Raw genomic sequence first — 25,547 nt, forward strand, 5'->3', positions numbered from 1 at the left:
TTGGCGTCGTAGCGTGCTCGCGCATCGCACCACGCGTCCAACATAGCGAACAGGCAATAGATGTCCGAGACGCCGCCAGCCGGCCACGCTCCCGCCCCCGTGTCGGGATCCGAGCGGATCCATGCGATCGATGCGCTCCGCGGCGTCGCGGCTGCTGGGGATCCTCATCGGCCTCGGAACCGATCTGGATCTGGGCCGCGGTCAACGTATTCGCGGACACGAAGTTCATCTCGACCTTCTCCCTCCTGTTCGGCGCGGGGATCGCGATGATGAGCGAGCGCATGGACCGTCGCGGCGTCCCGGGAGGCCGCCTGCACTATCGCCGCCAGTTCTGGCTCCTCGCGATTGGACTCCTTCACGCCTACGGGATCTGGCACGGCACATCCTCGTCCCCTACGCCCTCTGCGGCTTCCTCCTGTACGGGTTCCGCGATTGGACGCCCCGCCGGCTGCTGTGGGCCGGCTGCGCGGTCGGGATCGTCGTACTCGTCATGGGTCTCGCCCACTGGACGATTCCGTACTGGCCGGCCGGGGAGCGGGCGGAGGTCGCGGCTCAGTGGGCGCCCTGGGAGCAGATCGAATGCGCGGCGGCTCGGATGCCGGGCCTACTACCCTCTTCAGACCGTCGCTTTTCCGGGCTACCTCCGTGGCGGGCGGGCGGCTCATGCCGTGGGAATGGCCCTCTACAAGCTGGGGTGCTCTCGGCGCGGTTCGTTCTACCGCCGGGTCCTCTGGGGGCTCGGGCTGGGCCTGCCGCTCGCGGCCGCCGGGGTCTGGTACAACGTGGAGGCCGGCTTCGCGTGGGAGCAGTCGAAGCTCGGAGGGACCCTCTTCAACTACGTCGGCTCCATCGGTGTCTTTCTTGGCTACGTGGGGCTGGTGATGCTCGTGGCCCGGAGCGGGCGCCTGACTCGCGCCCGCGCGCGCCTGGCCGCCGTCGGTCGCATGGCGTTCACGAACTACATTGCCCAGAGCGTGCTGTGTTCGCTCATCTTCTACGGTCACGGGCTGGGACTGTTCGAGCGCGTGGGAGGCGCGGCATGCGTCGGCATCGTCGTGGCCATCTGGGCGCTCCAGCTGGCGTGGTCGCCGTGGTGGCTCGCCCGGTTCCGCTTCGGACCCCTGGAGTGGCTCTGGCGTACGCTTTCCTACGGGCAGCGTCAACCGATGAGGGTCGCGTGAGAACAAGGGCAGCCGAACGCGGAACGGAAGTGAACGCAGCACGGAACATGGAGGTTCGATGAAGGGGATCGGGGCTGGGATGCGAGCGCTTCAAGCGGTGGGGCCGGTCGCGCTGCTCATGCTTGTGCTCTCTCCACTGGCCGCCCTGCCGTCCTTCTCGGGCTTCTCACCCGCGGGCGGGCTGGCGGCGCAGGAAGATGAACGGGAAGCGCGGGAAGCGGCGGAAGCCGCGGAACTCGCGCGCCGCGATTCCCTGCGCAGGATCTTCGATCCGGCGGGCGCCTTCGCACCCCTCGACCTCCCCGAGCCCGGCGAGTTTCGGGATGCCTCCGGCGCCCCCGGCGAGGCCTACTGGCAGCAGCGGGCCGACTACCACATTCGGGCCACGCTCGACGACGATCGCATCGAGGGCACGGAACGCATCACGTACACGAACAACAGTCCCGATTCGCTCACGAGCCTCTGGGTCCAGCTCGACCAGAACCTCTTCCGCGAAACCAGCTACGGGGCGCTGAGAGCGGAGGAACTCGGCGGGGACGTCCGCCACGGCGGCTTCTTCAAGGACGGCGGTTTCGTGATCTCGGGCGTGCGCGCCGACCTCGGGGGCGAGATGACGGTCCCCGAGTACCGGACCGAGGACACGATGATGGAGATCCTCCTCGGCGAACCCCTCCCTCCGGGCGGAAGCCAGATCGAGGTCGAGATCGACTTCGCGTTCGAGATCCCCGAGACGGGCGGCGACCGGATGGGGCAACTCGACATCCGGGGCGGGATCATCTATCAGCTCGCGCAGTGGTACCCCCGCGTCTTCACCTACGACGACGTGAACGGATGGAACCAGTCTCCCTTCCTGGGGCAGGGCGAGTGGTACCTCGAGTACGGCGACTTCGATGTCGAGTTGACCGTCCCGCGCGATTTCATCGTCGTCGCCACCGGCGAACTCCTCAATCCGGAGGAGGTTCTCACGCCGATGCAGCGCGAGCGGCTCGCGGAGGCGCGCCTCTCGGAGGAGACGGTCCACATCATCGGGCCGGATGAAGCCGGAGAGGATCACACGCGGCCGCCCGGCGAGGCGCCGCTCACATGGCGGTTCCGCGCGGAGGACGTGCGCGACTTCGCGTGGGCCGCGTCCGACCGCTTCGTCTGGGACGCCGCCGGCTGGGAGGACATCCTCATCATGTCCGCCTACCCGCGGGAGAGCATGGGCGGGCCCGTGGGCAGCGGCTGGGAGCGCTCCACGGAATACCTCCGTCACAGCGTCCGGCACTATTCGGAGAAGTGGTTCCGCTATCCGTATCCCGTCGCGATCAATGTGGCCGGACTCGCGCTCGGGATGGAATATCCCATGATCGTCTTCTGTTCCTGGCGGTCCCGCGGCGCCTTCCTCTTCTCGGTCACGGACCACGAGATCGGACATACGTGGTTCCCGATGATCGTGGGCTCCGACGAGCGGCGGTACGCGTGGATGGACGAGGGGTTCACCACCTTCATCAACTACTATTCCGGCATCGAATTCGCGGGCGGGGAGCCGATCCTGGGCGAACTCATGTCCCCCGCCCAGATCGCGACGGACACGCGGCTCCCGAGCTACGCCGTGTTCACGCCGGCCGACAGCATTCCGGAAGCGGACATCGGGGTTCTCGCCTACAACAAGCCGGCCGCGGTGCTCGTCCTCCTGCGAGAGGAGATCCTCGGGCCCGAGGTGTTCGACGAGGGCTTCCGCGAGTACATCCGGCGCTGGGCGTACAAGCACCCGCAGCCGGCCGATTTCATCCGCACGATGGAGGACGTGTCCGGGCGGGATCTCGACTGGTTCTTCAAGGGCTGGATCTACGAGGATGCGATGCTCGACCAGGCGATCGCTTCCGTCACCCGCGTGGGGGATACGACGCGGGTCGTGTTCGAGAATCGTGGAGGCATCCCGATGCCGCTCCAGGCGCGGATCCTCTACCAGGACGGGGAAGAGCAGCGATACGAGGTGCCGGTCGACGCGTGGCAGGGGGACGGCACCTATGTGCTGGAGGTACCCGGCGGGCCCGTGCGCAACGTCCAGATCGACCCGGACGGCGTGATGCCCGACGTGAACCGCGGGAACAACGTGTGGGGCCGGGGCATTCTCGGCCGCCGGCCTCCCCGGTAGCGCTTCCCGTCCTCGCGAAACCACCGCGCCACGCCTTCCGTTCTGATGCCGGATGAACGCGCCTGCGCAGGGGTGAGATATGGAAGACATGATCATCGCCATCGTCGCGATCTTCTTCACGATCGGCATCCCGGTCCTCGCGATGGCGACGCACTTCGCTCTGCGGCCGCTGGTGCGGGATCTGGCGGAAGCGCTCGGGCCCCGGAAGCAGGAACGCGAGACGATCGCAAGGCTGGCGGAGCGGGTCGAGCGGCTTGAAGGCGAGAGCCGGGAGCGGGGCGAGCTCCTGGACCAGCTTGCGGAGGCGGAGCTGTTCCGGCGGCAACTGGAAGAGCGCGCCGGCGGAGAAACCACACGGGATCTCACATGACGATCATCGAAACCGAAGGGCTGTCCAAGCGGTACGCGGCGCTGCGGGGCGACGGGACGCTCGCCGTCGACGCGCTTTCCGTGCGCGTGGAAGCGGGGCAGGTGTACGGCTTCCTGGGGCCGAACGGGAGCGGCAAGACGACGACGATCGGGATGCTCCTCGGCATCATCAACCCGACGGGCGGTTCCTTCCGGCTGTTCGGCGGGGAGACGCCCGCCGAGTTGCACGCCGCGCGCCAGCGGATCGGCGCCACGCTCGAATACCCCAACTTCTACCCCTACCTGAGTTGCCGGGACAACCTGCGGGTCGTGGCCCGCGTGAAGGGGAGCGACGAGGCGGACATCGCCGAGGTGCTCGACATCGTGGGCCTGGCCTCGCGCCAAAAGACGAAGTTCAAGGCGTGCTCGCTGGGCATGAAGCAGCGGCTCGCGCTCGCGGCCACGATGATCGGCGACCCGGAACTCATCATCCTCGACGAGCCGGCCAACGGGCTCGATCCGGCGGGGCAGCGGGAGATCCGCGACATCATCCGCGAACTCGCCAGCCGCGGGAAGACGATCTTCCTCTCGAGCCACATGCTGCACGAGGTCGAGCGCACCTGCACGCACGTCGCGATCATCGAGACCGGCCGCCTCGTCCGCGAGGGGAGCGTGGAGGACCTCACCTCGGCGCGAACGGTGGCGGCCGTGGGCGCCGATGGGGACATCGAGACGCTTCGGCACGCGGTATCGGAGTTTGAGGGCGCCGGCCACACGCGGGTGGAGGATGGCCGCGTCCTGGTGCAGATCGGGGCCGCCGGCCTCTCCGAATTGAACCGCTTTCTCGCCGGGCGGGGGATCTACGCCTCGCACCTGTCGCTGGAACGGCAATCGCTGGAGGACGCCTTCATGGAGATCACGGGCACGCCCGAGGGGTTTGGAGAGATCCAATGAAGGGCGCGCGGGCGTTCGGCGTGCTGCTGCGCAACGAGTGGTTCAAGGCGAGGAAGCGGCTCGCCTTCTGGATCGCCCTCGGCTTCTACGCGTTGTTCACGCTCATGAACCACGCCCAGCCCTTCCTGGAGCGCAGCGAGGGCTTCCGGCTCCCCGACATCTGGACCGACGTGTTCGGGGACGAGTCCACCATGGTGGTGATCTTCGCCGCGCTCACGCTCGTGCTGCTGTCGGCGACGGAGTTCGGCTGGCGAACCGCGCGGCAGAACGTGATCGACGGCCTCTCGAAGTCCCAGTGGTTCTGGGGCAAGTCGCTCCTGCTGCCCGTGGTGGGGCTCGCCTTCATCGGCGTCCACGTGTCGATCCCGACGGTGCTCGCGCTGATCCGGACCGACTTCGGGGCCGCCGAGGGGTCGCTCGTCCCGCTGTCCGTATTCCAGGCGGCCGGGGGGCTCGGGCTGGCGTTCCTGAGCGTGGCCGCGCTCGCCTTCCTCCTGTCGCTCGTGATCCGCAGGACCGGAGCCGCGCTGGCGGTGTGGTTCCTGTGGATCGGCCCGATCGAGTCCGGGATGCTGCCCGCGCTCGTCCGCCGCTTCCTGCCGGACTACACCGGCTGGCTCGACTACCTGCCGTTTTCGAACACCTTCCCGCTCCTCGAATTCCGCAATTACGACGCGGCCGCCTACGAGCGTTACGCCGCCGCCGTCGAGGCCGCGGGCCGGACACCGCCACCCGCCGTCGACCCGGCGTGGCACTTGATCACCGCCGCCGCCTGGACGACGCTCCTCGTCGGCATCGCCTACATCTCGTTCCGCCGCCGCGACCTCTGACCCCGGGCCCTTGCGCCCGCAACACCGCAGTTCCAGCGTGGCGTCTCCAGCTTGGTCCAGGGAGATGCTGACGGAGGGCCGTGTACAGCACCTGCATGTTCTGCAAGAGGCCGCTGGGGTCCAACGAGGTCGTCGAGACCTTTCCGGTGGGGCGTCGGCTCGCCTTCGACCCGGCCAGGGGCCGGCTGTGGGTGGTGTGCCGAAGGTGCCGGCGCTGGAACCTCACGCCGCTCGAGGAGCGCTGGGAGGCCGTGGAGACGTGCGAACGCCTCTTCCGCGCCACGCCGCTCCGTGCCTCGACGGATCAGATCGGGCTCGCGCGCCATCGCGAAGGCCTGGAACTCGTCCGCATCGGGAAGCCGCCCCGCGGCGAGTTCGCCGCCTGGCGCTACGGCGATCTCTTTCGGCGGAGAATGCGGCAGTACGCCGTTATGGCTCCCGCGGGAGGGGCGGTCGGCTTGCTCATCCAGACAAGCGTACCGGCTATCGCGTCGATCAGCCTTGTTGCGGTCTGGATGGCCTGGATGTATCGCGGCACCACGGCAAAGACATCGGTCGGTGGACGCGAAGCCAGCGAAGGCCCGATGGATCCGGGCGCAGTCGTGAAGTTCAGTCACATGGATGTTCGGACGATCAGCATGTTCCCCGCCGATGAGAGGCCCGGGTTCACCGTGAAGATGAGCAGGCGGGAGCGAGAGGTGTCCTTCGCCGGCGATGATGCCCGGCGCGTCGCTTCGGTGGTCCTGCCGAAACTGAACGAGAGCGGTGGCAGGCGTCGGACCGTTCAGGCTGCCGTAGCCGAGATCGAAGCGAGGGGTCACCCGGAGCGCTACCTGGCCCATGCCGCCGGATAACGCGAGTCGCAACAAGCGGGACGTTTCCGGCTACGTAAGGAACATGCCGAAGCCGACGCGGCTCGCGCTGGAGATGGCGCTGCACGAGGAACAGGAAAGGCGCGCGCTCGAGGGCGAGTTGTGGATGCTGGAGCAGGCGTGGCGCGAGGCGGAGGAGATCGCGGCGATCGCGGACCGGCTGCTGCTCCCGGCCGGCACCGATGAGTTCTTCGAGAAGTACGGAACCGATCCGGAACCCAGGTCGAGGTTGCATGATGGGTGACACGCGGGCGGGGCTCCACCGGCGGGTCGCGCTGGAGACGCCGGAGCACGTCAGGCTCGAGTATCAGCTCGCGGACCTGGGGTCGCGCGCGGCCGCGCTCGCCCTCGATCTGGCCATCATCGTGGCGGCCCTCCTGCTGGTGGCGCTCGTCTTCCGGTACGCGGGCGGGCTCGGACAGGCCGTGCTCTACATCGTCGGCTTCTTCGCGATGTGGGGGTATTTCCTCTTCTTCGAAGCGGTGTGGGACGGACGTACGCCGGGCAAACGCGCGCTGGGGCTGCGAGTGCTGCACGACGGCGGGGAGCCGCTCTCCTTCCAGGGGTCGGTGCTCCGGAACCTGATCCGGATCGTGGATCTGCAGCCGGGCGTGACCGGGATGGCCGGGGCCGCGTCGATCCTGTTCAACCGCCGGGCGCAGCGCCTCGGAGACCTCGTCGCCGGCACGATCGTGGTTCGGGACACGGGAGGCGGTGAGATGTTCGGGGACGAGGCGCGGGCGGATGGCCGCCCGGGCCGCCCGCGACTCTCCGTCGAACAGTTCGCGCTGGTGTCGGGTTACGTCGGGCGCCGGGCCGGGCTGGAACCGGACGTCCGGCGCCGCGTGGCGGCCTCGGTGTGGGATGCGGTGCGACCGGCGGTGGGCCGGGACGGCCTGGACGGCCTGGACCCCCGGGCGGCTCCCGATACGCACCTCGTCCGGCTGCACGCGGACGAAGCCCCGCGGCACGCGGCGCGCCAGGGCGGGGCGAGCCTCCAGGCCGCGGCGATGGCGCGCGAGCGGCGCGAGGCCTGGACCGCCTACACGGACCTCGTGGAGAAGGGGCGCGCCGGAGGGCTGGACCGGTTCAGCGAGGCGGAGGTGCGGGCGTTCGGACGCCTGTACCGCGGCGTGACGGCGGACCTGGCGCGCGCGCGAACCTATGGCGCCTCGCCGGGGCTGCTGGAGGCGGTGGAACGATGGGCGGGGGCCGGACACAACCTCCTGTACCGCGCGAAGGGAAGGGCGGCGGTCCCCCTCGGCCGCTGGATCGCACGCGAACTGCCGCGGGCGGTGCGGCGCCATCACCGGCCGGTCCTCCTCGCGGCCCTGCTGCTCTTCGGTCCCATGCTGGCCTCGTACACGGCCGTCCGCGATCGTCCGGCGCGGGCGCGTGCCATCATGCCGGCGGGGATGCTGGCGCGAGCGGAGAACACCGCCCGCGGGGACATCAACGTTTCCTACATCGATGTCGACGGCGCCGAGCGGCCGGCCCTCTCCTCCGCCCTCATGACGAACAACGTGCGCGTGAGCTTCCTCGCGTTCGCGGGCGGGCTGCTTGCCGGCGCCGGAACGGTGCTGATCCTCGTCTTCAACGGTGTCCTGCTCGGAGCCGGGTTCGGTCTGTATGCGAACAACGAGGTGCTGGGGGTGATTCTCGCCTTCGTCTTCCCGCACGGCGTGATGGAACTCACCGCCATCTGCCTGGCCGGCGGGGCGGGCCTGGGGCTCGGGTCGGCGCTTCTCGTGCCTGGACGGCGCACCCGTCGGGAGGCGCTGCGGGAGCGGGGCCGCGCCTTCCTCTCGCTCGTCGGCGGGTCGGTGCTCCTGCTCATCGTGGCGGGTCTGGTGGAGGGGTTCTATTCCCCGTCCGGACTTCCTGCCGTGGCGAAGTTCTCCTTCGGCGGCGCCACCGCGCTCCTGCTCGCGGCGTACTTCGGCTTCGCGGGCCGCGGTTCCAACGACACCCCGCGCGCGGAGGTCAGAGCAGCCCCCGCTCCTTGATCTCGACGTACTTGTCCAGGGTGCGCACGAGCGCGTCGCCGGGCGGCGTGTCCACGACGAGGATTCCGGACTGGCGCATGACCTGAAGCGTGGTGGCGCGCGACTGCACGAGTTCCTCGGCGGCGGCGCGATGGAAGACCGCGGCCTCATCCGCCGCGGGACGCGTCGCGGCCGCTTCGAGCGCCGGGTTGCGGATCGCGACGGCCAGCGGAAGGTGGGCGCGCCCGATCCGGGCGAGCGAAGTCACGAGCGCCTTCGAGACGGCCTCATCGATCACGTCGCAGAAGAGGATGACCAGCGACCGCTTGCGGAACGTCCGGCTCAGCGTGGCGAGCGCGAGTGGGTAGTTGGGCTCGACCGGCCGGGTCTCCACGCCCGCGAAGACCCGGGCCAGCGCGGCCGGATCGGACCGGCGGGGCGGCGACAGGTGCCGGATCTCGTCGTCGAACACGACGGTTCCGACGCGGTCTCCGAAACTTCGCGCCCGGTTGGCGAGCATCATGCCCGCCGCGAGGGCAAAGTCCACCCGCTCACGCTCCTCGATCCGCTCGCGCATGTGGCGGCCCGCGTCGATCGCGAGGACGACGTTCTGGCTGCGTTCCGCCTCGTAGTTGCGGACGACGAAACGCTGGCGCCTGGCCGATGCCTTCCAGTCGACGATGCGCGGGTCATCCCCCTCGGCGTAGTCGCGCAGGCTCTCGAACTCGCGGCCGTCGCCCCACTGGCGGCTGCGGCGCGAACCGGCCGTGCGCAGGCCGCGCCGGAGCGCGTGGCCGCTGCGGTCGCGCAGCAGGCTCCGGATCCCGGGCTGCACCTGCAGCGTGTGCGCCGCGTCGACGGTGGAACGCCTCCAGGCGAGCCCCCACGGCGAGCGGGTCCGCAGGTGGATCGCGCCCATCGCCAGAAACCCGCGCGTGCGCGGCCGCACCCTGTAGCCGGTACGCACGACCGAAGCGGGGGGGATGTCCAGCCGCACGCCCGCCTCCCACGCTTCAATCCCGTCGCGTCCGGGGAGACGGCGCAGGGAGGGATCGAGGTCGTCCGTGAGACGGATGGAGAGCCGGTGCTTCGTCGGGTTGACCAGCTCGATCGCGATCTCGGCGATTTCCCCGAGCGCCGCGATGCGCGGCGCCGTGCGGGAGGCCGATGGGGACCGCGTCCGCCGGCCGTCGATCCAGACCAGGAGGAGGATGGCGACGTCCGCCGCGACGGCGCCTGCCGCCGAGAACAGGAAGACGAACGAGGTCAGCCCCAGCAGCCACAGCGTCCGCCCGCTCGGAACCACGGCGATGCGGACTATCGGGGCGCCTCCAGCGTTTCGAGGAGCGCCCGCAGTTCGTCGTCGGAAGAACGTCCTTCGACCTCCGCCTCCGCGGTCAGCACGACGCGATGCCGAAGCACCGGGAACGAGAGCGACTTCACGTCGTCCGGCGTGACGAAGTCGCGGCCCTGCAGAAACGCCTCCGCCCTCGCGGCCTGGAAGAGGGCCACGCCCGCGCGGGGACTCGCCCCGAGCGCGAACGCCTGGTCGTCCCGCGTCGCCCGCACGATCCCGGTCACGTAGCGCCGGACTCTCTCGTCCACATGGACGCCGTCCACCGCGCCGCGCGCCGCGAGCAGCGCCTCGCGCGTCAGCGGTTCGCCCATCGGATACGTCGCCTCGTCGTCCGCCCGGAACCCCGCCTCATGGCGGTCGAGGATCGCCCGCTCCGCCTCCTCCGGCGGATAGTCGATGACGACTTTCATCAGGAAGCGGTCGACCTGCGCTTCCGGGAGGGGATAGGTCCCCTCGTACTCGACCGGGTTCTGGGTCGCGAAGACCGTGAACGGCGCGGGCAGGGCGCGCGTGGCGCCGTCGACGGTGACCTGGCGCTCCTCCATCGCCTCCAGCAGCGCCGCCTGGGTCTTGGGCGGCGCGCGGTTGATCTCGTCGGCGAGCAGGAGGTCGGTGAACACGGGACCGGGCCGGTAGCGGAAATTCCGCTGTGTCTCGTCCAGCACGCTCACGCCGACGAGATCCGTGGGCATGAGATCGGGGGTGAACTGGACACGGCCGAAGTCGAGCCCCAGCCCGCGGGCGAGGGCGCGGACGGAGAGCGTCTTGGCCGTCCCCGGCACGCCCTCGAGGAGCGCGTGGCCACGGGCGAGGAGCGTGATCATGAGCTGTCTGAGGACGGTCTCCTGGCCCAGGATCACCTTCTCGATGTCGCCCAGCAGACGCAGCGCCGCGTCGTGCGTCGTCATGACTCCGCCCTTCGTCCGAGGTGGTCGTCGATTCCGGCGGCGACCATCGTCAGGTCCACCGGATCGGCGCGCAAGCCGCGTCGGATCCGGGCCAGAGCGGGCTGCTCTCCCCGCCGGGCCTCCAGCTCGCGGATCAGACCCCGGGCCTCGGCGACGTCCCTCGGCGGAGGGCGCCGAGCGCCCCGGGCCAGCGGCGCCAGGAGGAGGAGGGCGGCCGTCCGCCGGGCCCGCGCCTTCTCGTACAGGTCGCCGAGCGCGGAGACGTGTTCGAGCGGAGACCTTCGTTCGCGGTCCGGCGGAGCGACGGCCGTCGTCGGAGCGCCGAAGCGCAGCCCCGCGCACGCGAGCGCGAGGAAGGCGGCCAGGAGAACCTGGAGCAGCGTGCGCCCCTGGGCCGAGCCCAGGACGAAACCCGCCCAGCGCCTCGCCGTGCTCTCGTAGCCGCGGATGCCCTGGTGGAACTCGGCGAAGAAGATCGTGTCGGCGGGCGTCGTGTGCGTGAGCACGGCCCGCATGACGACGAGCGCCAGCGGGTCGTCGGCGACGCGGCCGTTCGAGAGCGGCTCGGCGTCGCTGAGGACGATGACGTGACCCTCCCCGAAGGGCATGAGGCCGGCGCCCGTCCACCTCCGGCCGTCGTTGCTTCCGACGGTGAGCAGCGTTTGCACGGGAGGGACGGACCGCGTGTCCTCGCCGAGTTCGCGGGACGTCATCCGGCGGAGCGCGCGGCGCGGAGCCGTTGGCGCCGGCAGGCCGTCGGTCAGCGAGTGGGCCGCCCACTCCGGCCGTTCCAGATCGCCCGGCCGGGGCACGCGGAACGCGAGGCCCAGGGAGTCCATCAGCGGTGTGATCCTCAAGGCGCTGGAGATGGCCGGGAACAGTTGCGGTGCGTAGACAAGGGTGCCCCCGCGGCGCACTCGCTCCAGGAGGGCGCGGACCTCGACCGGGCTCGGTACGACGGCGGGCGAGAGCAGCACGAGCGCCCCCGGGACCGGATCGGCGTCGGCCAGCGGTGTGAGCCGGGGCGCGGTCGGGCGGCCGAACCGCTCGAGCCCGCGGGCGAACGCGGCCACGCCGTCCGGCGTCGTGCGAAAGGAACTCCGCCTCACGTCGAGCGCGGTGCGTCCCGCCGGCCGGGCGAGATACGCGGCGAGCCCCGCCACGAGCGCGATCGCGCCGACCCACGCGAAGGTTCTGAACCTGCCGCCGCTCACGATGAACCGGACTCCTCGTTCGGCGCGGATGTCGCGCAACCGGCGTCCCGTGCCAGGTCCTCCAGGGCGGCGTAGCCTGCGGAGGTGGGCGTGTCCTGACCGAAGGAAAGTCCCTGGAAATGGCGGATGAAGTGGCGGCCGGCGGCGGTTTCCATCTCGAGGGCGTAGTCCCCGGGCGTCTTCGACGGGTGGAACGCGACCGTGCCCTTCCCGTCGAGCGTGAGGAGGAAGCCCCGGTACAGCGCGCTCGCCGCAGGCCGGAACTCCCCCGCGCCCGCGCGCGTTCGGGCGAGGCCCAGCCACTCGCGCGCCGAGGTGGGCACGCCATCATCCTCCGGATCCTCGTCCCCCCTCTCCCGCGCGTCCTGCACCCACTTCGGCCCGTGACGCAGCGCTACCGTCCCCAGCGCGATGAGCGCGGCGAGGACGACGACGAGGGCCAGCACTTCCATGAGCCCGCCGCCCTCATCGAACAGGAAGCGGCGCAGCCAGTCCCACGCATCGGAGAGCGTGTTGGCGATCCAATCGAAGATCCGCTGTCGGGGAGACAGGGGTGGGGAAACGAAGTCCGGCTGGGCGAGGATCTCGCGCAACGCGTCGGACATCTCGCCCGGCGAGGGGAGAGCCTCCGGGGCGGGCGGCGGCTCCTGCCCGCCCGGGAAAGCGGCGGGACCGGGAAGTCGGGTCACGGTCCGTCCGTCGCCATCGCGGCCGCGGCCGTTTCCAGATCGGCGGCCTCCAGGCGCACCCGGCGATCGTGGTAGAGGAGGAACATCGTCGCCACGAGGAAGGGCTTGGTGAACGATCCGATCAGCAGGTCCAGCGTGTTCTCGACCGCCTGAAGACCGGGGCTCAACGTGCCCGCCGTCGTGGGCGAAGTGAACATCTCGAACCCTCCGAAGAGCGCGAAGATGGCGAAGGAGGGACCATCGCGGATGATCGTGGCGACGAGCATGATCCCGAGGATCCGGAGCCAGGCCCCCTTGCCGAGTTTCAGCGAGCGGCGCACCGCCTCCGCGGCGGTCCGACCTTCCATGAGCACGGCCGGAAAGAGCGCGAAGGAAGTACGGAACCAGAGGGCGAGGACCACGAGCGTCGCCACGAGGATCACGAACCCGAAGACCGAAAGCCCCACGACGAGGTCGCCCAGGATCGCGAACGTCGCGGCGCCCGCGATCATGACCGGGATCATCACGATCACGCCCGCGAGCGCCGCGATCAGCAGAGCGAGCAGGTGCCCTCCGGCCGCGCTCGGAAAGGGACGGAGCGCACCGCGGTACGCGCTTTCCAGCGAAGCCGCGCGCCCTTCGAGCCGGGCGGCCATGGCGACCGCGACCGCGAGCGTCCCCACCCACGAGAGCGCCGCCGCCGGCAGCAGGATCGCCATGGCGACGCCGAAGTCGCCGACCGCGGGCAGGCCCGAGGGATCGACGCCCGTGCCCGGTGTCCCCAGGGCGAGCAGCATGGCGTACCCGGGGAGGGCGCCCACGAGCGCGATGAGGAAGTAGAGTCCGAAGTCGCGCCGGTAGAACTGGATCGCGCCGTCCAGTATCTCGCCGAACCCCAGGGGTCGCTGTGGTATCACGGGCTACTCCAGAATCCGGTCCTCGATGAGGTGGGTGGCCGTCTCCCATTCGTCCAGCGGCGCGGACCACTCGCGGTCCCGGATGCGGCGCAGGTAGGTGATCTGCGCCAGGTGGTACAGATAATGCTGGGCGATATGGAGGACGGTGGCCCCCATCCGCAAGATCCTTTCTCCGTCCGGAGACGTACGCTCGGCCAAGAGGTCCGCGTCGCTCTCGCAGGCGTTCACCTCGGCGATGATCTGTTCCTGGATCGTACGCATGCGCGCGGCGATCTCCTCCGCCGGCCCCGGGGCGTCTTCGTGGATCACGGGCGTGATGCCCAGTTGCTTCAGGAACCAGACGTCCACGCGGTACATGTGGCGGCAGATCTTCCCGATCCCGCGCATCCCGTCCGCGGGCTGCCAGTCGAGATCCTCGCGCGAGATCCCGTCGAGCACGGTGAACAGGGGTTTGCGCGCGGCCTCGAAGACCTCGATGGTGTGGGCGATCCGGGTCCTCATCCTTACGGGTCTCCTTTCGGTTGCAGTGCCTCGGCGATGAACTCGACCGCGCGGGGGATGGCCCCGACCAGGGAGAGGAAGTCGTGCCCGCCTCCCTCGTAGATGAACGCCTCGAAGTCGGGGGCCGTGCGGCCGAGCGCCGCCATCGTTCGCATCAGTGACTCCGCCTGGCTCACGGGCACGACGAAGTCCGCCGTGCCGTGATGCACCTGGACCGTGGGGAGGTCGTCCGCGAAGAGGACGGCCGAGCGACGCACGAGCGCGAGGCGCGCCTCGGAGGTGGACAGCGTGCCCCGGACGAGCGGCTGCACGACGGTGGAGTCGAGATGGACGAGGCCGGTCAGGTCCCAGGGGCCGTCGAGCGCGGTCTTCCACGCGACAACCCTGATCCAGTCATCGAAGAAGTCCGTCGGCCCGAAGAACGCGACGATCCGTTCGACCCGCGGGTCTCGCGCGCCCGCGAGCAGGGCGACGCCGGCCCCCCGGCTCCCGCCGACGATATGGATGGCGTCCGGCCGGGCCTCCGGCGTCGTCTCGAACGCGACGTTCGCGAGCGCGAGCGCGTCATCGACATCGTAGTCCCAGTGACCCGACGGACCCTCCGACACCCAGCTCCGGCCCGCGTGGCGGAGAGGCTCGCTGCGGAATGAGGGGATCACGTAGACGAAGCGAGGGCTCAGCTCTCCGAGGGCCAGCGTCACGATCCCGATGTCGTCGACCGATACGCCGCCGTCGCCCCCGTGCGTGTACATCAGCAGGGGGAGGGTCTCGGGCGCGGCGCCGTCCGGCACGATGATGGCGCCGAAGTGGCGGGCGCCCGCCACGACGTGCGAGACGATCCGCAGCGTAGCGGTCGACTCGCCGATCTCGAACTCCTCGGTCAGTTCGACCGAGACCCCCGCCGCCGAGACGTCGCGCCGCGCCCAGTCGGCTCGCACGGCCTCCACTTCCGCCGCCGACACGGGCGCGAACAGCGCATCGAGTTCGGCATCGAGGTCGATCGCCTCGGCGCGCACGGTGGCGCCGGCCCGGCCGGCCGTAACCGCGAGGCGCTGGGGGCCGGGAGTGGCTCCGAGCGTCCACGTCGTCGTCGCCTCGCCGCCGGCGTCCGAGATGGTCGAAGCCGGATCCGTGCTTCCGTGGCCGGGCTCCGGCTGGAAGGTGACGGTGCTGCCACCGACCGGACGCCCGTCGGCGTCGAGAACCCGTACGGCGATGGTCTCGGCCGGGGGGCGCGCGGGAACTCCGCGCTGATCCCCGCCCGCAAGGACGACGATGGATGCCGGACCCGTCTCGGTGGGCGCGGCAGTATCGGCGTCTCCGCAGCCGGCGGCGATGGCCGGGACCAGGAGGGCCGCCCACCCGGGGCCTCGCGCGGCGGAACGTCGGCCCCGCGTCATTCGGGACCTCCGGGGGTACCGGAGCCGCCCTCGGGAGTCAGGCGGATGCAGGCACGTCCGACCGCCGCCGGCCACGCGAGTTCGACGAGCTCCCCCTGGTCGATTTCCTCGAAGCCCCGTTCGGACCGGGCCAGCGTGACGATCCGCGTGCGCGACTCCTGAGGCGTACAGGACTCGCTCGCAGTCACTACCGGCTCAACCCTCATCGGGTGCGCGAGCGGCAGCCGGGTGACGACCCCGCTGCCTTCGGGGAGGTCGGCCGCGCTCCAGTCGAGCGTCGCTTCGATCCCGCCGTCGCCGCGAATCTCCAGCATCTTCTCGAGGCGGGGGAGGCCCGGTTCGGACCGGAGGCGGAGACGGATCCGGCCGGACCCGGAGTCGGGCTCGACGTCCGGCAGGCCGGTGAGCCGAAACGGGTGCGGCCGCCAATCCGCGACGAGGGTCCGTTCGCGAGCGTCCGCGCCGCCGGACGGTGCGAAAGCGACCTCCTGCAACAGTGCCAGAGGGGCGCCGTCCGGAGCGGGTGCGGCCGGGGCTTCGGATTCGCGGTCGTGGACCGAGGGGACGCCATCGTTCCGGGTTCGCGCCCCGCGGGTCATGCCTCCGTCGGCCTCGCGCGTCGCGCCGGAGGCCGCCGGATCCCGGTGGTAGGCCTCGAGGCGGCGGGAAAGGACGTCGACGTAGTTCACGCCGTCCCGGAAGACCGTGAGGATCTCGATCGCGCCGCCGCGTTGGGGGGTGATCACGCTGGAACTCCGGGCCGAGTGGATCCAGATCTCGTCATGGCCGTCCAAATCGAAGTCGAGAATCTCGAACGCGATGCCTTCTTCCTCGCGCAGCCGCCGCTCGGCAGTGGCGAGTTCGCGCCAGATCGCCCGGCGCAGGTGTGGAAGGTAGACGCCGCCGAACACCCCGTGCCAATAGGCGTCGTTGCACTGCGCCCGCGCGATGGCGCGCCGCGCCTCCGGCGGGTCGCCGCGCTCCCGACAGAGGCGAGAGAGCGTCAGCGCCGTCTTGTGCATGCGGTTCGACTCCGGGTATCGGCGCAGGAAGCCCTTCCAGTGGCCGCCGCGGATCAGCGGGCCGGGCTCGGCGTCGCCGTGGCGCGCACCCGACGTCGTCGCCTTGAGCCGGGCGAGGCGCCGCGCGGCGGGGCGGGGGAGCGTCCACTCCTCCATCTCGCGGTACGCGCCCATCGCGGGGTAGACGAGCCCGCGGCCGGGTCCGGAGGCTGCCTCGCGGGTCGCGACCAGCTCCAGTTCGCCCCGGCCGCGGGCCGCGTTCAGCGTCTCGAGGAACGCCTCCAGCCAGCCCCCGCCATACACCCATTCGCGGGTGTCCGGCCACCCCCCGAACTTCTCGCCGTCGTCGCCGAGGACGATCTGGCGCTGCCCGGCCCCCCGCCGCCGGGCGAGGAAGTCCGCGATCTCCCCGACGGGCCGGAACGGGATCAGGTACCGGAGCCGCTCGTCGATCGGAAGGAGACGGAGTCGCTCCCCGCCGCTCTCCGTCGTGAAGGCGCCGTCCATCTCCTCGGGCTCGAGTCCGCAGGCGAGGAGGTGGCGGTCGTCGAGGAGGGTGTATTCGATGCCCGCGCGCGCCAGGTCGGCCGCGAGGTCGGGTTCCCAGACGCGCTCCGTGAGCCAGAGGCCGGTGGCGTCGACTCCGAACCGGCGGCGCAGATCCGCCCGCATCCACTCGACCTGTTCCACCCGGTCCGCCGTGGAGAGCGCCGCGAGGATCGGCTCGTGGCGTCCGGAGGCGAGGAACTCGATGTGGCCTTCCGCCGCCCGCACCCCGAGGTCATCGAGGAAGTCCGGGGCGTGGTCCTCCAGCCAGTCGAGGAGGGGACCGGAGAGGTGAAGCGAGATGGGGTAGGCGCCGTGCCGGTGGATCGCATCGAGGAGGGGCCGGTACACGCCGGTCAGGTGATCCTCGAATACATGATCGAAGTTCCCCACCGGCTGGTGGAGGTGAATCGCGAACGCGAAGCGGAGCGGGCTTCGGCTCACGTGTCCGCCGGGACGGCGACGCCGGCGCCCGACCTGAACGCACGCTCGTACACGGCCGCGGCGTTCGCGAGGTCGGCGTCGTTGGCCGGGGCCTTCGCGAGGTCCCCGACGAAGCCGGCCTCCAGGGCCTCCGCGCGCTCCGGCGCGATCCGACGCAGGCGGTCAAGCGCGTGCGCGGCGTAGCCGAGCACCTGCCTCGCCTCGAGGCCCGCGACATCGTCGAAGAACCAGGCGCAGGAGGTGAACATCGCCGCCCGGTCGCGGGCGACCTCGAGCAGCGCCAGCGCTTCGTCCCGGCGTTCTCCGCCGCCGATCTCCCGGGCGGCTCGCGCGGCGAAGTCCTCCAGCCCCGACGGCGCGCCCAGAACCTCGCCGAGCGTCTCCACGGCCCGCTCCGGGTCCGGAAACCGGCCCGGCGCCAACTCCACGTACGCCTCATCGAGCCCGTCCGCGAGCGACTGAAGCGCCTCGCGCAGCGGCCCCCGCCAGCGCTGTTGCAAGTCAAGGTGAGGCGCCATCCGGCATCCGCACTCCGAACGCCAGCGTTCCACCCCGTGCGCACAACTCCAGGAGCTGGGCTCCTCCAGGGTCACGGGCGGGACTTCACCGGCGGCGGCGAGCGCCGCGGCGAAGTTCCCGATTGCCACCTCTCCGCCCTCGCGGGCCCGGGAGATCACCCGCATGAGCGTGCGGTCGGCCCCCGTGTGATGGTGCCCGAACGTCTCGCCATCCGTCGCCAGCGCGACGAAGGGAACCTCGCGGCCCGCAGCCGTCCGGAGCGCCTCGAACCACGCGTCACGACCGTCGAGCAGCGCCCCGAACGCCACGCCGTGCGAGAGTTCGCCGTCGTAGATGAAGACCGCGATCTCGCGCCCCCCGGCGAGGCGGATCCGCCCCACGCCTCCGGCCGGCACGTCCCCGACCTGGTGCGGAGCCAGGACCGTGAAGGCCACGCCGTGCGCCGCCAGGACGTCGAGGGTCTCCATGTCGACGGCCGTCTCGGGCAGCCACATGCCCTCGGCACACCGCCCGAAGCGCCGCTCGAAGTCCCGCAGCCCCCAGCGCACCTCCGTCTCCTTCTCGCGGCGGGAGGCGAGCGGGAGGATGATGTGGTGGTAGGGCTGCGCGACCGCGTTGCCGTGCCCCAGCCGCGCGCGGCTCGCCCGGTCCCCGCGGACGAAGCCCTCGTGAACCTCCGGGCGTTCCCCCTCGAGCCAGCGCGCGAGCGTCGGGCCGAGGTCGAAGCTCAGCCAGTCGAACGCCCCCGCCCGCGCCAGCGGTTCGTAACATTCCGCGGCGATCCGTTCGTTCCAGTTCTCGAACGGGGCCGCGCCCGGCTCCCGGCGGATCCGGTCCGTCCACGGGTCCTCGCGCGGTGGCTGGTAGAAGTGGCCGTGAAGGACAACCGTGGGGCGATCCACGGCCGAAGGCGGGTTCAGTCGCCCGGAGCGTGCGCGGCGAGCGCCCGCCGGTACACGTCCAGATAGCGGCCGGCGCTGCTCGCCCAGCCGAAATCACGGGTCATCGCCTGCACCGCATGCTCGTTCCAGGCCTCGCGACTCCCCGCGTACAGCGCGGCGGCTCGCCCGAGCGCGATCTCCAGGTCTTCCGGCGTGTATCCGTCGAACAGGAAGCCCGTCACCTGGTCCTCGATCGTGTCGGCCAGCCCCCCGACGCGCCGTGCGACCGGGAGCACGCCGTAGAGCTGCGCCCGCATCTGCGTGAGGCCGCACGGTTCGTAGAGCGACGGCATCAGGAGGAGGTCGATTCCCGCCAGAAGCCGGTGCTCCTTGGCCTCGGCGAACTCGGTGTCCACGGCGATCCGGTCCGGGTGCCGCCCGGCCAACTCGCGCAGCGCCGTTTCGTACCGTTCCTCTCCCTGGCCGAGAAAGATGAACTGCCCTTCGGCCCGCTCCAGCGGTCCGCCGTCGATGAGGAGGTCGAGCCCCTTCTGCGCGACGAGCCGCGCGGTCATCCCGTACAGCGGTTCGTCCGGCGCCTCGGTCAGAGAGTACTCCCGTTGCAGCGCCCGCTTGCAGACGGCTTTCCCGGCCAGATCCGCGCTCGAGAACGTGGCGGCGATCTCCGGGTCCGTCTCGGGATTCCAGACCTCCAGGTCGACGCCGTTCAGGATTCCGAGAAAACGGTCGCCCATCTCGATGAACGAGCCGTGGAGCCCGAACCCGCCGTCGGCCGTGCGAAGCTCGTGCGCGTGCGTAGGACTCACGGTCGTCGCGTAGTCCGCGAACACGAGGCCTCCCTTGAGCAGGTTCAGGTGGCCGTAGAACTCCATGAGCCGCCAGTGAAACAGCTCGCGCGGCAGCCCGACCTCCTCGAGCACTTCGGGCCCCTGAAGTCCCTGATAGCCCGCGTTGTGGATGGAGAGGACGGCCGCCATGCGGTCGTGCGCCTCGCGTCCCGCGAACCGCGTGCGCAGGAAGACGGGGGCGAGGGCCGCATGCCAGTCGTGCGCGTGGACGACGACGGGCACGTCGGCGAGTTCCGGCAGGATCCGGAGCGCCGCGAGGTTGTAGAGGGCAAAGCGCAGCGGGTTGTCCGCGTAGTCCGCCCCGCCTTCGCCGTAGATCCCGTCCCGGTCGAAGCACCCGGGGTGGTCGACGAAGAGCACGCGCGGGTTCCGGCGCGGGCCGGGGTGCTGGAGAATCCGGACCTCCTCCACGCGGCGCCCCACGCGCACGCGGAAGCTGTCCGCAATCGGTTCCAGGTCGGGGAAGGCCTCGCGCACCGACCGGTAGAGCGGCATGAAGACCGTGACGGGGGTGCCCTGGGCGGCCTGGAAGGTGGCGATGCCGCGCACCGCCTCCGCGAGGCCGCCGGTGCGGGCGTACGGCCAGTACTCGGCGACGAGATGCACGACGGCAAGTTCCTCCGGGGGCTTGACCCCGGTCTGCGGTCGCATCGGCGCTGGCTTGGCGATTGCGGGCATGCGGCTCATACTTCGTCGCGAAGTGGCGAATGTGTGGCTGCAAGGGACGGCGCCCGGTCCGGACGGAGGCGCCGCGATGAGGTGGCAGATCGAACAGAAAAAAACTAGCGGCCCCCCCGGACCTCTCCAAACCCCGGCGCGCGATCCTTCGTTCCCCCTGAAGGCTTCCGACTTCGAGGCGTTCCACGCGGGACGGGAGTCCGCGCTCCACGATCTCCTCGGCGCGCACCCGTGCGAGCGCGGCGGGGAGGCGGGTACGCGGTTCGCCGTATGGGCCCCGCGCGCCCGGAGCGTCAGCGTCGTGGGCTCGTTCAACGCGTGGGACGGAACGGCGCATCCCATGTCGCCGGTGGGCGACGCCGGCGTGTGGGAACGCTTCCTCCCCGGCGTCGGGCCGGGAGATCTGTACAAGTTCCAGGTGGGCTCCGGGACGGACGGCGCCCCGGACGGGCCCTCCCTCGCGGTCGACAAGGCGGACCCGCTCGGGCGCGCCGCCGAACTCCGGCCCGGCACCGCGTCGCGCGTGGCATCGACCGCCCCGTACGAATGGACGGACGCGGCGTGGGTCGGGGCGCGCCCGGAACGCGCGGCCCCCGATGCCCCCATCTCCATCTACGAGGTCCACCCCGGTTCCTGGCGCCGGCACGCGGACGGCTCGTGGCTGGGGTACCGCGCGCTCGCCCGGGAGCTGCTGCCCTACGCGGCCGACCTGGGCTTCACCCACATCGAACTCCTCCCGGTCATGGAACACCCGTACGACGGGAGCTGGGGCTACCAGACGGTCGGGTACTTCGCCCCCACCTCCCGCTACGGCCCTCCCGACGACTTCGCGCATTTCGTGGATGAGGCCCACCGCCTCGGGCTGGGCGTGGTGCTCGACTGGGTGCCGGGCCACTTCGGCCCCGACCTCCACGGCCTGAGGACGTTCGACGGCGCGCCCCTCTACGAGATGGGGGAGGAACCGCGGGCCGTGCATCCCGACTGGGGCACGCTCGCCTTCGATTTCAGCCGGCCGGAGGTCGTCTCCTTCCTCCTCTCGAGCGCGCGCTACTGGATCGAGCGCTACCACGCGGACGGCCTGCGCGTCGATGCGGTGGCGTCGATGCTCCACCTCGACTACTCACGGGACGAGGGAGAGTGGGAGCCGAACGAACTCGGGGGACGGGAGAACCTCGGCGCGATCGCCTTCCTCAGGACGCTGTCGGAGATGGTCCACGACCGCTTTCCCGGCGTCCTCCTGTTCGCGGAGGAGAGCAGCGCGTGGCCCGGCGTGACGGCGCCGGTGGACGGGGGCGGGCTCGGGTTCGACTTCAAGTGGAACATGGGGTGGATGAACGACACGCTCCGGGTGCTGGCCGCTCCGCCGGAGCGGCGGCCGCGGCTGCACCGGCACCTGACGTTCTCGCTTCACTACGCGCATACGGAACGACATCTCCTTCCCCTGTCGCATGATGAAGTCGTTCACCTAAAGCGATCTCTCCTCGAGAAGATGCCGGGGACGGACGAGGAGAAGTTCGCCGGCCTCCGCCTCCTCCTCGGCTACATGTGGACGCACCCCGGGGCCAAACTCCTGTTCATGGGAGGGGAGATCGGAGAGCGGCGGGAATGGAACGAGGACGGCGCGCTGGACTGGCGTCTGCCGGATCCGTCATCGAACCCCGCGCACCGGGCGCACCGCGGGCTCCGGCGCTGGGTGCGCGCGCTGAACCGTCTCTACGGGGGCGAACCCGCGCTGCACGCTCTGGACCACGCGCCGGAGGGCTTCGAGTGGCTGGACGTGCACGACGCGAAGCGCAGCGTGCTGAGCTACGTGCGCTGGCGGCCGGAGTGGGAGGAGGGCGTCATCGTCGTGGCGAATTTCTCCGCCACCGCGTGGCCGGGGTATCGGGTCGCCCTTCCCGAAGCCGGGCCGTACCGCGTCCTGCTCGACAGCGGCGACCCGGAGTTCGGGGGGAAGCGGGCGTGCCACTCCTCCGGCCCGCGCGGAGGAGGTCTCCCACCACGGGCGTCCCGCCTCGCTCGCCGTCGATCTCCCGCCCCTGGCTTTCCTCGTACTCCAGCGCCCGGAAGCGACGGAGGACCGCTAGCAGCCCGCGGCCAGGAGCAAGGTCGAGGCCGCCTTGCCGTCGGGCGTCAGGCTCGGCTATCGTGAGCTTCGACGCCGGACGCGCCGTCCAGGAGGAGAACGTCATCCCCCGCCTGCTGACCCCCGCCACCCGCATCTGCATCGCCCCTTGGCCGAGAAGTGCTCTCGCCATCCTCTTGTCGGCTGCCCTGTTGGCGGCGGCGTGCGGAACCGACGTCAAGGAAGCCTCGGAAGTCGTGCTCGCACGACACGTCCACACGGACCTCTACGATGCCTACCCGGGCATTCCGTCGCCCGCCGGCGATCGAGTCGTCTTCGCCGACTACGCCGCGGACAAGAGATCGCTGACGGTCTACGACGTGGTAACCGGGGTCGGCCGCGCGGTGACGAGCACGCCGGGGGGACGGACACGGGTGACCTGGTCGCCCGACGGTTCGCGCGTCGTTTACGTGGACCGCCAGTCCGACCGTCACGGAGTCTGGGCTCTGGACCCGGCCACGGGGCGGGAGTCGCGCATCGTGGATCCCGGGGACGCCCGCATCGACTATCCGCGATTGCTGCCCGACGGGACCGTAACGGCGCTTCGATACGCGGGTGCCGATACCGCGTGGGTCGCGTATGCGCCGGGAGTCGACCGCGCGATGTCGGTCGTCGTCGACCGTGCCGGCGGATGGGTCGCGCCCGTGCGGTCGCCCGACGGGCGCGCCGTCGCATACCTTCGTGTCGCGGACGGACGCGCGGCCCTGGCCGTGACGGAGGTCGCGACCGGCGAGACGCGCACGCTTGCCGCCGACCTCCGGCTCGGGTGGGACCGCCGCGTGGAGTGGTCCCCCACTGGCGGAGCGCTCCTTCTGGCGGCAGCGGGCACCCAGGACTCGCTCTTTGTCGCGTGGCGCGTGCCGGTGGATGGAGGCCCGGCCGAACGGCTGGAGCGCAGCGGACGTGACGTGCTCGCGGTCACGCCGCTCGCCGACGGTCGCGTTGCGCTCAGCGTCTACCATACGCGCACTGCGGTGGGCCTCCTTCCGGTGACCGGAGGGGAACCCACGGATGTGACAACTGCAGGTTCCACTGCGGGTTCCACGAGCGCCTTCCTGCCTTCCTGGCACCCCGGCGGAGAGGCGCTGGGGTTCATCACTTTCTCCTGGCGGCGCGTCCGCATGCCCATCGACTTCGACCTGGGCATCCTCGACCTCGACGCGGAGGGCGCCCCGACCGGCACAGTCCGAACACTGCTCTCGGAGGAGGGCGAAGACTACGGCGCCGCGTGGTCGCCCGACGACCGGTGGCTCGCCTTCCACTCGCACATGGAGCAGAGCGACGACATATGGCTTGTCCCGGCCGGCGGGAGCGAGCGACCCACACGACTCACGCACTTCGGACCGGGCGCGGACACCGGCGAGCCGGATTGGAGCCCGGACGGGCGGATGCTCGCCTTCAGCAGTCACGGCCCGCCGCTCGAGGGGAACCCGGGGTCCGTGTACGCGGTCGCCGTCGATCCCGCCACGGGGCGCGCGGCCGCCGACCCCGTTCGAGTCCCACTCGACGGGTTCCAGGGTTACGCCATGGGAGCCCGTTTCTCGCCGGACGGGGAGCGGCTGGCCTTCTACGGCCGCTCGTTCGAAGACGGACGCGTCACCGTCTACACGGTGCCGGCCGCGGGTGGACGCCCCACGGTCGTGATCTCCTTCGTCAATGGCGAACCGTACAGCGCGCCCGAGTGGAGCGCCGACGGCGCGTCGCTCTTCTACTCGCGCAACGACGGCGTCGGGCCCTTCCAGGTGTGGCGGGTGGACATCTCCACCGGCGCGACGGAACAGGTAACGACCGGCGCGCTCGGCGCACTCCAGCCGAGCGTGAGCCCCGACGGACGCACGCTGGCGGTCACGATGCGCGAGGCGGCCATCGAGGTCGTCGCGCTCGCCACCGGTAGCGCAGTCGCCGGAGCTGGGTCCGGCGGTTGGTGAAATACAGCGGCGAAATGCGCTAGCAGCCCGTGGCTGCTAGGCCGCGTAGAGTTGCAGGCGGGTCGCGAACTCGCCGGCGATCTTCTCCAGCGCCTCGAGGTCCGGGTGGCGGAGGAAGATCATCCCGTCGGAGACGAGCGTGGCCTGCCAGTTCCGCCGGGGCGACCCGACCGGGAGCAGATCCAGGCTGCACACCCGCTCGCCGTACTCCTGGAGCAGCGGGCCGAGCCCTTCGATGCGCTGGATCCGGCCCTGCCCGCGCGCCCGCTTGACGATCCAGCAGGCGTTGTACTTCCGTTCCACCGGTTGCGACCACGTCGCGTGCACGACGCCTTCGGCCCAGCCGCGATAGGTGTCGATGTCGCTCGCGAAGTTGATGAGGTCGACCGTCCGCACGCCGGGCGGGCGCGCGGCGATTTCGCCGAACACGGCCTCCCCGTCCGCCGTCCGGTACCACTCCATGTGCGTGTAGCCCGTCTCGAATCCGAGCGCGGCGAGCACGGCGAACCCCATCTCCCGTCCGGGGGCGAGGTCCTCCGCCTCTACGTCGCGCAGCGCGTACGTGATGGGGCTGAGCCACTCGTGCGTCTTCGACTCGAGGGCACGCGGCCAGTAGCGGCAGATGTTGTAGTGCGCGACGACCCCTCCGACCGTGACCGTGTCGAAGGTCATGTCCTCGCCCTCGATGAACTCCTCGACCGTCACCTGCGGGACGTGCCGGAGGGCGGGAAGGACCCGCTCCAGGTCCCGCGCCGAATCGACCCGGTGGGTGTCGGCCGAGCCGGCGCCGGCGACGGGCTTCACGATGAGCGGGAAGCCGACGCGTTCCGCGACCTCGCGGCACTCGGCGTTGCTCGTGGCCCTTCCGTGCCGGGGCGTCCGGATCCCGGCGCCGTCGAGCACGTCCTTCATCACTTCCTTGTCGCGGAAGGGGAGCGTCTGCTCGACCGTCGGCCCCGGCAGCTCCAGCATCTCCCGCAGCCGCGCCGCGAGGATCATGAAGGGTTCCCACAGACACTCCACCCGGTCGATCCGGGTTCTCGCCGCGAACGCGGCGACCTGCCGCATCACGTCCGCCTCATCGGCCAGCGATCTCACCTGCAGGTGGGTGGACACGCTCTCCCGGGCGATCTCGGGCAGCGCCGCCCCGGGCTGATCGCCCAGGCCGATGACGTTCGCGCCCACCTCCGCGAGCCCGCGCGTGAAATAGGTCATCTCGGCCGGGTACCCCGGCGAAATCATCAATACGTTCATGGTTCG

At 70.8% G+C, this 25,547-nt stretch carries 21 protein-coding genes; 10 read left to right on the forward strand and 11 right to left on the reverse strand.

The annotated features are described in order from the left end of the window. Positions 1 to 674 precede the first annotated feature (674 nt). The 8 genes from ACOGI9_RS04155 (at position 675) to ACOGI9_RS04190 (ending at position 8,331) form a co-directional block, all read left to right on the forward strand. Positions 675 to 1,181 (forward strand): DUF418 domain-containing protein, encoded by a 507-nt coding sequence (locus tag ACOGI9_RS04155; protein ID WP_419859233.1) that lies wholly within the window; start codon positions 675 to 677, stop codon positions 1,179 to 1,181. Positions 1,182 to 1,260: 79 nt separating this feature from the next. Continuing rightward, positions 1,261 to 3,321, forward strand: coding sequence for a M1 family metallopeptidase (locus ACOGI9_RS04160; RefSeq protein WP_419858626.1), 2,061 nt, complete (start codon positions 1,261 to 1,263; stop codon positions 3,319 to 3,321). Positions 3,322 to 3,400: 79 nt separating this feature from the next. Beyond that, positions 3,401 to 3,691, forward strand: a complete 291-nt coding sequence (locus ACOGI9_RS04165; protein ID WP_419858627.1) for a hypothetical protein — start codon at positions 3,401 to 3,403, stop codon at positions 3,689 to 3,691. Beyond that, positions 3,688 to 4,623, forward strand: coding sequence for an ABC transporter ATP-binding protein (locus tag ACOGI9_RS04170; RefSeq protein ID WP_419858628.1), 936 nt, complete (start codon positions 3,688 to 3,690; stop codon positions 4,621 to 4,623). The genes ACOGI9_RS04165 and ACOGI9_RS04170 overlap by 4 nt, the downstream gene beginning before the upstream one ends. Further along, entirely contained in the window at positions 4,620 to 5,453 is an 834-nt protein-coding gene (locus tag ACOGI9_RS04175) for a hypothetical protein (RefSeq protein ID WP_419858629.1), read from the forward strand. The genes ACOGI9_RS04170 and ACOGI9_RS04175 overlap by 4 nt, the downstream gene beginning before the upstream one ends. Before the next feature lie 80 nt (positions 5,454 to 5,533). Further along, entirely contained in the window at positions 5,534 to 6,307 is a 774-nt protein-coding gene (locus ACOGI9_RS04180; RefSeq protein WP_419858630.1) for a hypothetical protein, read from the forward strand. Between the two features lie 43 nt (positions 6,308 to 6,350). Then, positions 6,351 to 6,569, forward strand: a complete 219-nt coding sequence (locus ACOGI9_RS04185; RefSeq protein WP_419858631.1) for a hypothetical protein — start codon at positions 6,351 to 6,353, stop codon at positions 6,567 to 6,569. After that, complete coding sequence (locus ACOGI9_RS04190) at positions 6,562 to 8,331, forward strand: stage II sporulation protein M (RefSeq protein ID WP_419858632.1); 1,770 nt, start codon at positions 6,562 to 6,564, stop codon at positions 8,329 to 8,331. Before ACOGI9_RS04185 ends, ACOGI9_RS04190 begins: the two co-directional genes overlap by 8 nt. On the opposite strand, the gene ACOGI9_RS04195 is transcribed toward ACOGI9_RS04190, so the two are convergent. From ACOGI9_RS04195 to ACOGI9_RS04240, 10 genes are read right to left on the reverse strand one after another with little or no spacing between them, the layout of a single operon-like run. Next, the gene (locus ACOGI9_RS04195; RefSeq protein WP_419858633.1) at positions 8,309 to 9,616 is read right to left on the reverse strand and encodes a DUF58 domain-containing protein; all 1,308 of its coding nucleotides are present in this window, start codon (positions 9,614 to 9,616) and stop codon (positions 8,309 to 8,311) included. The two genes, ACOGI9_RS04190 and ACOGI9_RS04195, sit on opposite strands and share 23 nt — an antisense overlap. An 11-nt stretch (positions 9,617 to 9,627) precedes the next feature. After that, positions 9,628 to 10,575: an AAA family ATPase gene (locus tag ACOGI9_RS04200; RefSeq protein WP_419858634.1), complete on the reverse strand. Its 948-nt coding sequence runs from the start codon at positions 10,573 to 10,575 to the stop codon at positions 9,628 to 9,630. Continuing rightward, positions 10,572 to 11,789: a DUF4350 domain-containing protein gene (locus tag ACOGI9_RS04205; RefSeq protein ID WP_419858635.1), complete on the reverse strand. Its 1,218-nt coding sequence runs from the start codon at positions 11,787 to 11,789 to the stop codon at positions 10,572 to 10,574. Before ACOGI9_RS04205 ends, ACOGI9_RS04200 begins: the two co-directional genes overlap by 4 nt. Then, positions 11,786 to 12,478: a DUF4129 domain-containing protein gene (locus tag ACOGI9_RS04210; RefSeq protein WP_419858636.1), complete on the reverse strand. Its 693-nt coding sequence runs from the start codon at positions 12,476 to 12,478 to the stop codon at positions 11,786 to 11,788. The genes ACOGI9_RS04205 and ACOGI9_RS04210 overlap by 4 nt, the downstream gene beginning before the upstream one ends. Further along, on the reverse strand, positions 12,475 to 13,374 hold the full coding sequence (locus ACOGI9_RS04215) for a hypothetical protein (RefSeq protein ID WP_419858637.1): 900 nt from the start codon (positions 13,372 to 13,374) through the stop codon (positions 12,475 to 12,477). Before ACOGI9_RS04215 ends, ACOGI9_RS04210 begins: the two co-directional genes overlap by 4 nt. A gap of 3 nt (positions 13,375 to 13,377) precedes the next feature. Further along, a complete protein-coding gene (locus ACOGI9_RS04220) occupies positions 13,378 to 13,875 on the reverse strand; it encodes a DinB family protein (RefSeq protein ID WP_419858638.1) in 498 nt (165 codons plus the stop codon). 2 nt (positions 13,876 to 13,877) lie between these two features. Next, a complete protein-coding gene (locus ACOGI9_RS04225; RefSeq protein ID WP_419858639.1) occupies positions 13,878 to 15,275 on the reverse strand; it encodes a hypothetical protein in 1,398 nt (465 codons plus the stop codon). Beyond that, positions 15,272 to 17,287 carry an alpha-amylase/4-alpha-glucanotransferase domain-containing protein gene (locus tag ACOGI9_RS04230; RefSeq protein WP_419858640.1) on the reverse strand — a complete coding sequence of 672 codons (2,016 nt, stop codon included), beginning with the start codon at positions 17,285 to 17,287 and terminating at the stop codon, positions 15,272 to 15,274. The genes ACOGI9_RS04225 and ACOGI9_RS04230 overlap by 4 nt, the downstream gene beginning before the upstream one ends. Then, positions 17,284 to 18,708: a DUF3536 domain-containing protein gene (locus ACOGI9_RS04235; RefSeq protein ID WP_419858641.1), complete on the reverse strand. Its 1,425-nt coding sequence runs from the start codon at positions 18,706 to 18,708 to the stop codon at positions 17,284 to 17,286. The genes ACOGI9_RS04230 and ACOGI9_RS04235 overlap by 4 nt, the downstream gene beginning before the upstream one ends. A 14-nt stretch (positions 18,709 to 18,722) precedes the next feature. Beyond that, a complete protein-coding gene (locus ACOGI9_RS04240; protein ID WP_419858642.1) occupies positions 18,723 to 20,207 on the reverse strand; it encodes a glycogen synthase in 1,485 nt (494 codons plus the stop codon). Positions 20,208 to 20,310: 103 nt separating this feature from the next. Between ACOGI9_RS04240 and glgB the strand changes: the two genes are divergently transcribed. Beyond that, positions 20,311 to 22,386 carry a 1,4-alpha-glucan branching protein GlgB gene (gene glgB, locus ACOGI9_RS04245; protein WP_419858643.1) on the forward strand — a complete coding sequence of 692 codons (2,076 nt, stop codon included), beginning with the start codon at positions 20,311 to 20,313 and terminating at the stop codon, positions 22,384 to 22,386. After that, positions 22,383 to 24,287 carry a TolB family protein gene (locus ACOGI9_RS04250; protein WP_419858644.1) on the forward strand — a complete coding sequence of 635 codons (1,905 nt, stop codon included), beginning with the start codon at positions 22,383 to 22,385 and terminating at the stop codon, positions 24,285 to 24,287. The genes glgB and ACOGI9_RS04250 overlap by 4 nt, the downstream gene beginning before the upstream one ends. 36 nt (positions 24,288 to 24,323) lie before the next feature. On the opposite strand, the gene ACOGI9_RS04255 is transcribed toward ACOGI9_RS04250, so the two are convergent. Beyond that, the gene (locus ACOGI9_RS04255; protein ID WP_419858645.1) at positions 24,324 to 25,541 is read right to left on the reverse strand and encodes an ATP-grasp domain-containing protein; all 1,218 of its coding nucleotides are present in this window, start codon (positions 25,539 to 25,541) and stop codon (positions 24,324 to 24,326) included. Positions 25,542 to 25,547 lie beyond the last annotated feature (6 nt).

It is taken from the genome of Candidatus Palauibacter irciniicola (genome assembly GCF_965208695.1).
Lineage (GTDB): Bacteria > Gemmatimonadota > Gemmatimonadetes > Palauibacterales > Palauibacteraceae > Palauibacter > Palauibacter irciniicola.